The organism is Secundilactobacillus malefermentans DSM 5705 = KCTC 3548, from assembly GCF_001436395.1.
Lineage (GTDB): Bacteria > Bacillota > Bacilli > Lactobacillales > Lactobacillaceae > Secundilactobacillus > Secundilactobacillus malefermentans.
In genome coordinates, this window is the sequence record NZ_AZGJ01000067.1 from 1 (window position 1) to 7,414 (window position 7,414).

The following is a 7,414-nucleotide window of genomic DNA, read 5'->3' on the forward strand; positions in this document are numbered from 1 at the left end:
AATGACAGCCAAATTTCATGGCTTGTTAGGAACTGGTTACCGCTCGAGCCGACTTCCAGCTACATTTTGAAAAGTAGGTTGACACTTCTTTTGCCTCGCGTGTTTGTATCCATGTAAGCGTTGGCCGACAATTACATAAATTAGTTGAAATGAGGAATTCACACATGGAAAAGAAATGGACACGCACCGGACTCACAATGGTAATGACTGACGAAAATGGACAAAGTAAGCACAGCTTCTCAAACGTGGTCGAGACCCCTAAAGAGGATCAAATTGCGAACTTTGGACTCATTTTGGAAAAGTTAACCGGCAAGAAGTTCGATAGTGCAGTGATCACGACTGCTGATAATGTAATGACGACACCAGCCATCTAATTAGGAGGAAATACACATGACAAGCACAACTAAACAAACGTTACAATTTACTTTGGCCGACGCAAACGGTGCCAAACATACGCTTTCAATGCCATACGCGCTACCTGATTTGCCCGAAGAGGACTTATTAGAAGCAATGGATAATTTTAAGAAGTTAGAATTATTTGCAAAGGACGGCGCTAAGCTTTACGCCACCGAAAAATCAATTCAATACGTCAAGACTGAAACAAACCTGATCACCAGCTACAAGTAGGCTTTTGCCTAGCACAACCCTCCACCGTTTATCCGAATTGTATGTTCCGTACCTGTAACAGGAGGGGGCTGCGACATGGAAAAAGTTTGCTTAATCGCGATTGCCAGTGCATTAATTTTGTATGGGTGTCGCTACCAGAATCAAGAAGTGGCGTGGGTGGGGATGACCTTGCTCATGTCAGAGTTGAAAGAAAAACAACAGATATAGAAAATGGCTCAGAATCCGGTGATGGATTCTGGGCCATTTTTGCGTCTGTAAATAAAAGTAGAAAGACCTTATAATATAATTATGTTTAATCAACTATTTATTTCTTGGAGGAGATAACATGAAAAAGTTCTATTGGCTAATGATGGTGATCGCCATGGTATTGGGAATTGGCATGATGCCATCAAATGCATCTGCCACTTCGACCACCAAACACGTGACGGTACCCGCCTCAATGAGAGGAACCTGGACGACACACAGAGACAAGAAAAAGAATTCAACTTCTTTTAAGATGACTAAATATTCCATCTATATAACTGACTATCATAAAGGGATTAAGACAAATCGACTTTGGCTTCACGGAAGTACTTTCAAAAAAGGATCCAAGGCAATACCTTTCCAACTGAGAAAACAAACTCCAAAGATCAGTTTCACGGTTATTGGTTCTTAAACTCCAGTGGATTAACAAGATACTTAAAAGCAACAACGAAAAAATACAAAGGTCATAAAGTGAAAGTCATCAGGCAAAAAAATTACAATTATGGCTACACGCCCACCACATACACCTACTATTATAAGAAATAGAATTATTAAAGACTCAATCCAATTTGGAACGCTATGGCAGAAAAAAGGTACAATTTTAGTGATTAGTTAGAAATGACTACTAAAAATTAGTTGCGGACATAAAAATAGATTGGTTAGCCTCAATGATTCACAGTCAATATTATACTGACGGCATGAGAAACGAAATTAAGGAGGCCATAGCTATCATGGCAAACAAAGTATACGAGATAAATCCAGACTATGTAACTAAACCGGGGGACATACTTAGCGAGACACTTGATAGTCTGAACATGACGCGAAGTAACCTAGCAAATAAAGCCGGAGTTACAAGTCAACAAGTTGCCCACGTGATTAGTGGAGAACAGCTAGTAACCCTTAGTTTTGCCAATAAACTTGAAATAGTGCTCAAGGTGCCAGCTTCTTTTTGGATGAACTTAGAAACCAATTATCGAAAATTCCTTCAAGATTAAAAATAGAAAAAATTTAGCTTGTATTATTTGTGAGGTAAAGCAACAGATATAGAAAATGGCTCAGAATCCGATGATGGATTCTGGGCCATTTTTGCGTAATTATAAGTAAATAGACTAATTAAGTAGTCCAATTGATTCAAATAGATTATAATAGGGTGGTAGATAGATTTGAAAGTAACTATTTTTCCTAGGAGGGTAACTATGGCAGCTAATGCAAATAACAGTAAACCCAAAGTCCAAAGCAACATTGATTCAGAAACATACGAAGAAGCGAGTGCTATTCTTAAAGAATTGGGAATCAATCACGCGACTGCGATTAGTATGTTTTACCATCAGATAGTTAATCAAGGAAAGTTACCTTTTGATGTAGGTGTCTCTAAGGAAAGACTGGCTGACATCCGATTAGGCGCAGCAATCAAGACAATCCCAAGTAAACGGGCAAAGAGTAAGGCTGAGTTAATGGAGTGGCTTGAAAACGCCGATAAAGAGGATGAATGAGATCGTTACAGTATTTATTGAATATACTGAGATAAATGGTGGGAAAAAGAGGCCCGCGCTTGTTTATCAAAGAAATGAAGAGTCTCTGATTCTGCTTAGAATAACATCTCATTTTGAAAATAAGTCAGCAAAGATAAAAAAGCAATATTATCATATTGATAAATGGGAACAAGCAAATCTAGCAAAAGAATCATGGATTGACGTAGGAAGTACAGAGACTTTTCCAGCACATGGTCTGAATTTAAAAGTCATTGGACAATTATCATTGTTGGATAAGGTTGGACTATCTAAATTTATCGAAAATTTTTATCATCAATAATCAACTACCTTTATTCAATGGCGGGCTTCAAGGTGCATTATCCCCGAGATCATGACTTTCGACGGATTGAAATGGAACAGGTAAAGGCTAATTCGCTCGTGTTTATTTTGACCTATGACGGAAATGATGGGGAACTACTATCGATGATGAATCACTTTATTGAACGACCTGAGCGTCCCCTGTTGATTTCGGTCACGGAGGCGGATAACAACACCATTCAAAATTTAAGTGACATCAACCTCTATATTTTTACCGACGAGGTGCATCTTAATCATGCGGATATTAGTTCGAGAATCTCGACGATTGCAATTTTAGAGTTAATTTTGTATCAGTATATTGAGGATTATGAAAAGTGAGGAAGAAGACCAAATTGGATTAAATCTGATTTGTTCTTTAATTTGTTGCTAATTCGTTGTCCTGATCAAGAATTGCGTATTTATTACTTAGGTGACTTAATAAATGCGAAATTGGAGATAAAAATGGAATTTTATGTATTAAGGAAAAGCCCTGTCTTACTTAAATTTTCTGGAAGGAGATTGGCTTTAAATTATATAATTGGGCTAATTGAACAAAATCAGAGGGTACTATTTTTCCTTTCTCAAATCGAGATAATGTTCAACGAGCTAACAATTAATGATGATGGTCAGATTGCAAATTTACAGACGGAAAAGAACTCCGGACGTCAAGTCCACTTTTTAGTTGAAAAAATGTATAATCCACTAACTCAGGAATTTGCCAGTTGGAAGCTGATTAAATTTTTGAATAGTTCAAATAGGAGCTACGAAGTTCGAGTAGATTCTCAATCAGAACACATAAGGCTTGTCTTTAGTCCAAATTTATTCCACAATGAGTGGGCAATAGTTTACTCTTTTGGCATGACTAAAAGACCAGGTATTTTAAAATACCTCCCAGAGGAAAGAAGTGCAAATTGGTTAACGACGCAATTTGCTGTGAAGACTGATGAAATTAGTTTTGAATTGGAGCAACTAAATGATCATAGAAGAAATGACTTTCTCGAGGAGATGTAATTATGAATATTGAAAAATTTCTTGGTAATAAACCACTCGATCCTGAAATTAAAGCATATTTTGATTCTGAAGAACTAAAATTCGGCAATCAAATTCTAACCACACGCTTTAAATTGGGCTTTACTCAAGAAGACACAGCTGCCAGATTAGGTCTCTCTCTCCTCGATTATTTGAAGTATGAGGGTGGCTCAAAAGAGTTCACCCTAGATGATTACAAAACAATCCTAAAGAAAATAGAAGACTTTAAAGCACCGATTAAATAAACATTCAGCGGATTAACAAGGAGTGCCCCTCAACGGCACTCCTTTTTTGTGTTCTAATATAACTCCAGCTTATGTAAGCCTTATCACTACTTGTTATACGATTCACAAATGGTTCAATATAATGAACTTGTACTCAAATAGGAGGAAACCAACATGACAAAACAACTGACAGATAAGGTTACATTCAGACACGGTGCTTCAATAGCAAACAGAATCGTTCAACCACCAATGCTGACAAATAGTGGTAAGAATGATGGCTATGTGACACAGGACACAATTGATTACTACGCAGCTCGGTCGCAATCAGCCGGAATGGTGATTGTGGAATACACCTACGTCAGTCGTGCAGGGGGACCTTCTCGTTCATGGGCAAGAGACCGTGAACAACTCGGATTATATAAAGATGATCAAAAGCCAGGATTTGCTAAACTCGCAAAAGTCATTAAGAAGAACGGCAACAAAGCCATTTTGCAGCTTGAACATTCTGGTCGTGAGGCAAATTTTCGCGCCAAATTAGGTGACAAAGTCTATGCGCCATCATCATTTGATTTTGGATTCCTAGATTATGATGTTGAAGAATTGACTGATGCTGAAATTCACGAAGTTATTAAGGATTTTGGTGCAGCAACTAAACGGGCAATCGACTGCGGCTTTGATGGCGTTGAAATTCACGGCGCCAATCACTACCTGCTCCAGCAATTCTTCTCTGCTTGGTCAAACCGCCGAACAGACGAGTGGGGTGGTCAAACATTGGACAGCCGAATGCACTGCATTATGGAAATCGCAAAAGAAGTCTTCCGGGTTGTTAAAGCATACGCACCAAAAGACTTTATCGTCGGCTATCGACTCAGCCCTGAAGAAGTTCATGGGGACAACGTTGGTTATGACTACAAAGAAGCAACCGAACTCGTTAAGACGCTAACTGAAAACTTTGAATTCGACTATATTCACCTTTCATTACCTCAATACGATGCTAAGCCAGCAGGCGTTGACAAAACGTACGCCGAAATCGTCAAACCAGTTTTGCCCGAAGAAACAAAGCTCATCATTGTTGGAAATGTGATGTCCGAAGAGGATGCCAAAGATGCGCTCCAATATACTGATTTGGTAGCAGTTGGACGGGCAACTTTCATTGATCCTCAATTTGGATTGAAGATTTCTGAGGGTCGTGGCAACGAAATTATTCATGAAATTTCACCAGAACAGGTTAAAAAGTCCAAATTAACGCCAGGATTAATCAATTTGTTCTCAGACCCTAAGATGGAACCTCATTTGCCAGGTAGAGAATCAATTTACTCGCTCCATGAAGCAGGAAGCTTGGATAAATCAGTTCTGAAAGATGGGACCGGCGCTTCATACAACCTTGCCCATTTAAAGGCATAATAAAGAATCGCGAGACCAGAAATTAATGGCTTCGCGATTTTTATATACTATACTATAGAAAAGAACGATGTTGGGGTGGGCAAATGAATCTTGATCAAATGCTATATTTAGTTGAACTGGACAGGTCGGCTACGATTTCTCAAGCAGCCAAAAATTTAAGTATCAGCCAAGCTGGTTTGAGCCAATCACTGGATAAGCTGGAAGCTGAACTCGGCGTCAAGCTGTTTAACCGTACTCGAAACGGCACTAGCACCACTTTAGCCGGCAAGCAAATCATTAACCACGCCATGGAAATTGAAAATCAGTTGGGGATGATGCGCAAGGTCGCGGATAAGCAACGACTCGCTGTGGATCCGCCACTTCGAATCGGCGTTATGAATGAAGTTCCCAAGTCGCTGCTCAACTGGCTGTTACAGTTTCAAGATAATCATCCACAATTTAAAGCTTCAATCGAGGAGGCCAATAGTCAGCAAATTATTGAGTCGGTCAAAAATGATGAGTATGATCTGGGACTGATTGCCATCAATAAAAGTCATTATGAATTATTGAATTCTCTCAGCTTTAATAAAATCGGGCAAGGACAATTCAAATTGTACATGACGGCGAATCATTACCTGGCGACCTATCCTGATCCAATCCCCATTAATTTGATCCGAGAGCAGGAATTCGCCTTATTTACCGACGATTACATTCCAGAGTTTGTCAGCAAAATTGAAAAGAAGTATGGCGCACTGAATGTCATCGTTCAATCAACCGCATTCCGAGTCATTCTGGAGACGATGAAAAAGTTCCAGGCTGTTTCCATTATTCGAGACTCGCAAATAAAAAATCGCCTTTACGACATTCAGCAAAGTCAGCTAGTGGAACGTGATTTGAACATGTTGGACATGAAAAATGATTTAGATTTCCAATATGGCCTTATTAATAAGCCGGAGAAGCAGTTTACGGTGTTGCAGAGTGAGTTTATAAAAGGAATAAAAGACTTTGGATAGAAAAAATAGCAAGGATGCGGAAATATAACTTTCGCACTCTTGCTATTTTTGCGATACAAAGAGATTCAATAATAGTGTCAAATATCTCAAATTAGGTATTAAAAAGTGAGTAAACGATATTGAAAAAATGACTGTTGCTGTTGTAATATAAGTTGTGGATCAAGTCCAGAGGGCCCTAGGAGTAGGTGCTGGACTAGCGAAACCCCGTTATCTGTATTCGTACAGTCCGGGGTTTTTGTTTTAGAAGGGTGTAAAGATTGAATAATTGACTACCAAAACGTGCGTAGCTTTGTGTTAGCTTTTGTGATGTTGCAAGATATGATTTTTATAAAAGTTTAACTTACATCTACAAGTAATTTTCAATCAAAACTTATTCCTTTACTTTCTATACGGCTTTAGCAACTTATTTTTCTAGTCTACCCACTCTAATGAAGTGATTCGGGTTCTTCTGCGACAATTATATTGATTATCTTTACGCTCTGTGTGCAATGTTGTTGTTACAAAAAAGTCCTGGTTTTTAGCTTTTCTGAGGCCCAGAATAACTGATTCGTGTTCTAAGTTTATGATAAATACAATATCCAGTTTGAGTCGGTTAGGTTTCATATCAGAAGTAACAACAAGGACATTCACATCTTTATCGAGAAATATGCGATGGAGAAAATTGTAGTTTAGCATCCGCTTTTTGACTTTAAACCAGTTGGGGTTTTTCTTTGCCATTGCTGCTGTGAATTTGAATTGATCGACTGCATTTATAATATTACTAGCATTTCTGCTTTTGTATGTAATCTTTTCCCAACCCATTAAATGAGGAATATCGTTTTCAGTAAAGACAATATCAAAGGAATTCAGTAAATTATAGTTCGTATGAATGCGAATTCTATGTCCCGCGAAGCAAAGCCGATAATCATCTAATATATCTTTAAAGTTTATTGAATTGACGCTAGCAATTAACAAATGGTTTAGTGATACTTCATTTATGTCCCGACTCAAAAGCTAACATCTCCTAAAAAAATACCGCCAGCAATGAGCTAGCGGCTTATATGTGGGTCTAGAATTTTTGGTGTTG

13 protein-coding genes are annotated in these 7,414 nt (G+C 38.4%); 12 read left to right on the plus strand and 1 reads right to left on the minus strand.

Annotated elements, in window-relative coordinates:
• Nucleotides 1-164 precede the first annotated feature (164 nt).
• The 12 genes from FD44_RS09210 (at nucleotide 165) to FD44_RS09260 (ending at nucleotide 6,348) form a co-directional block, all read left to right on the plus strand.
• Nucleotides 165-374 (plus strand): DUF1659 domain-containing protein, encoded by a 210-nt coding sequence (locus FD44_RS09210; RefSeq protein WP_010620310.1) that lies wholly within the window; start codon nucleotides 165-167, stop codon nucleotides 372-374.
• Between the two features lie 16 nt (nucleotides 375-390).
• Nucleotides 391-627: a DUF2922 domain-containing protein gene (locus tag FD44_RS09215; RefSeq protein ID WP_010620309.1), complete on the plus strand. Its 237-nt coding sequence runs from the start codon at nucleotides 391-393 to the stop codon at nucleotides 625-627.
• 75 nt (nucleotides 628-702) lie between these two features.
• The gene (locus tag FD44_RS10835) at nucleotides 703-834 is read left to right on the plus strand and encodes a hypothetical protein (RefSeq protein WP_263862578.1); all 132 of its coding nucleotides are present in this window, start codon (nucleotides 703-705) and stop codon (nucleotides 832-834) included.
• A gap of 118 nt (nucleotides 835-952) precedes the next feature.
• A complete protein-coding gene (locus FD44_RS09220) occupies nucleotides 953-1,282 on the plus strand; it encodes a hypothetical protein (protein ID WP_010620308.1) in 330 nt (109 codons plus the stop codon).
• A gap of 319 nt (nucleotides 1,283-1,601) precedes the next feature.
• Nucleotides 1,602-1,865 carry a HigA family addiction module antitoxin gene (locus tag FD44_RS09225; RefSeq protein WP_010620307.1) on the plus strand — a complete coding sequence of 88 codons (264 nt, stop codon included), beginning with the start codon at nucleotides 1,602-1,604 and terminating at the stop codon, nucleotides 1,863-1,865.
• Between the two features lie 201 nt (nucleotides 1,866-2,066).
• Complete coding sequence (locus FD44_RS09230) at nucleotides 2,067-2,363, plus strand: type II toxin-antitoxin system RelB/DinJ family antitoxin (RefSeq protein WP_010620306.1); 297 nt, start codon at nucleotides 2,067-2,069, stop codon at nucleotides 2,361-2,363.
• Nucleotides 2,356-2,682: a hypothetical protein gene (locus tag FD44_RS09235; protein WP_033445257.1), complete on the plus strand. Its 327-nt coding sequence runs from the start codon at nucleotides 2,356-2,358 to the stop codon at nucleotides 2,680-2,682. Before FD44_RS09230 ends, FD44_RS09235 begins: the two co-directional genes overlap by 8 nt.
• A gap of 17 nt (nucleotides 2,683-2,699) precedes the next feature.
• Nucleotides 2,700-3,038 carry an SIS domain-containing protein gene (locus FD44_RS09240; protein WP_076621477.1) on the plus strand — a complete coding sequence of 113 codons (339 nt, stop codon included), beginning with the start codon at nucleotides 2,700-2,702 and terminating at the stop codon, nucleotides 3,036-3,038.
• A 123-nt stretch (nucleotides 3,039-3,161) separates the two neighbouring features.
• Nucleotides 3,162-3,710, plus strand: a complete 549-nt coding sequence (locus FD44_RS09245) for a hypothetical protein (protein WP_029327591.1) — start codon at nucleotides 3,162-3,164, stop codon at nucleotides 3,708-3,710.
• Between the two features lie 2 nt (nucleotides 3,711-3,712).
• Complete coding sequence (locus tag FD44_RS09250; RefSeq protein WP_010620302.1) at nucleotides 3,713-3,973, plus strand: helix-turn-helix domain-containing protein; 261 nt, start codon at nucleotides 3,713-3,715, stop codon at nucleotides 3,971-3,973.
• 153 nt (nucleotides 3,974-4,126) lie between these two features.
• Nucleotides 4,127-5,356 (plus strand): oxidoreductase, encoded by a 1,230-nt coding sequence (locus tag FD44_RS09255; protein ID WP_010620301.1) that lies wholly within the window; start codon nucleotides 4,127-4,129, stop codon nucleotides 5,354-5,356.
• An 83-nt stretch (nucleotides 5,357-5,439) separates the two neighbouring features.
• A complete protein-coding gene (locus FD44_RS09260) occupies nucleotides 5,440-6,348 on the plus strand; it encodes a LysR family transcriptional regulator (RefSeq protein ID WP_010620300.1) in 909 nt (302 codons plus the stop codon).
• 411 nt (nucleotides 6,349-6,759) lie between these two features.
• On the opposite strand, the gene FD44_RS09265 is transcribed toward FD44_RS09260, so the two are convergent.
• The gene (locus FD44_RS09265; protein ID WP_010620299.1) at nucleotides 6,760-7,338 is read right to left on the minus strand and encodes a PBECR4 domain-containing protein; all 579 of its coding nucleotides are present in this window, start codon (nucleotides 7,336-7,338) and stop codon (nucleotides 6,760-6,762) included.
• Nucleotides 7,339-7,414: the final 76 nt, after the last annotated feature.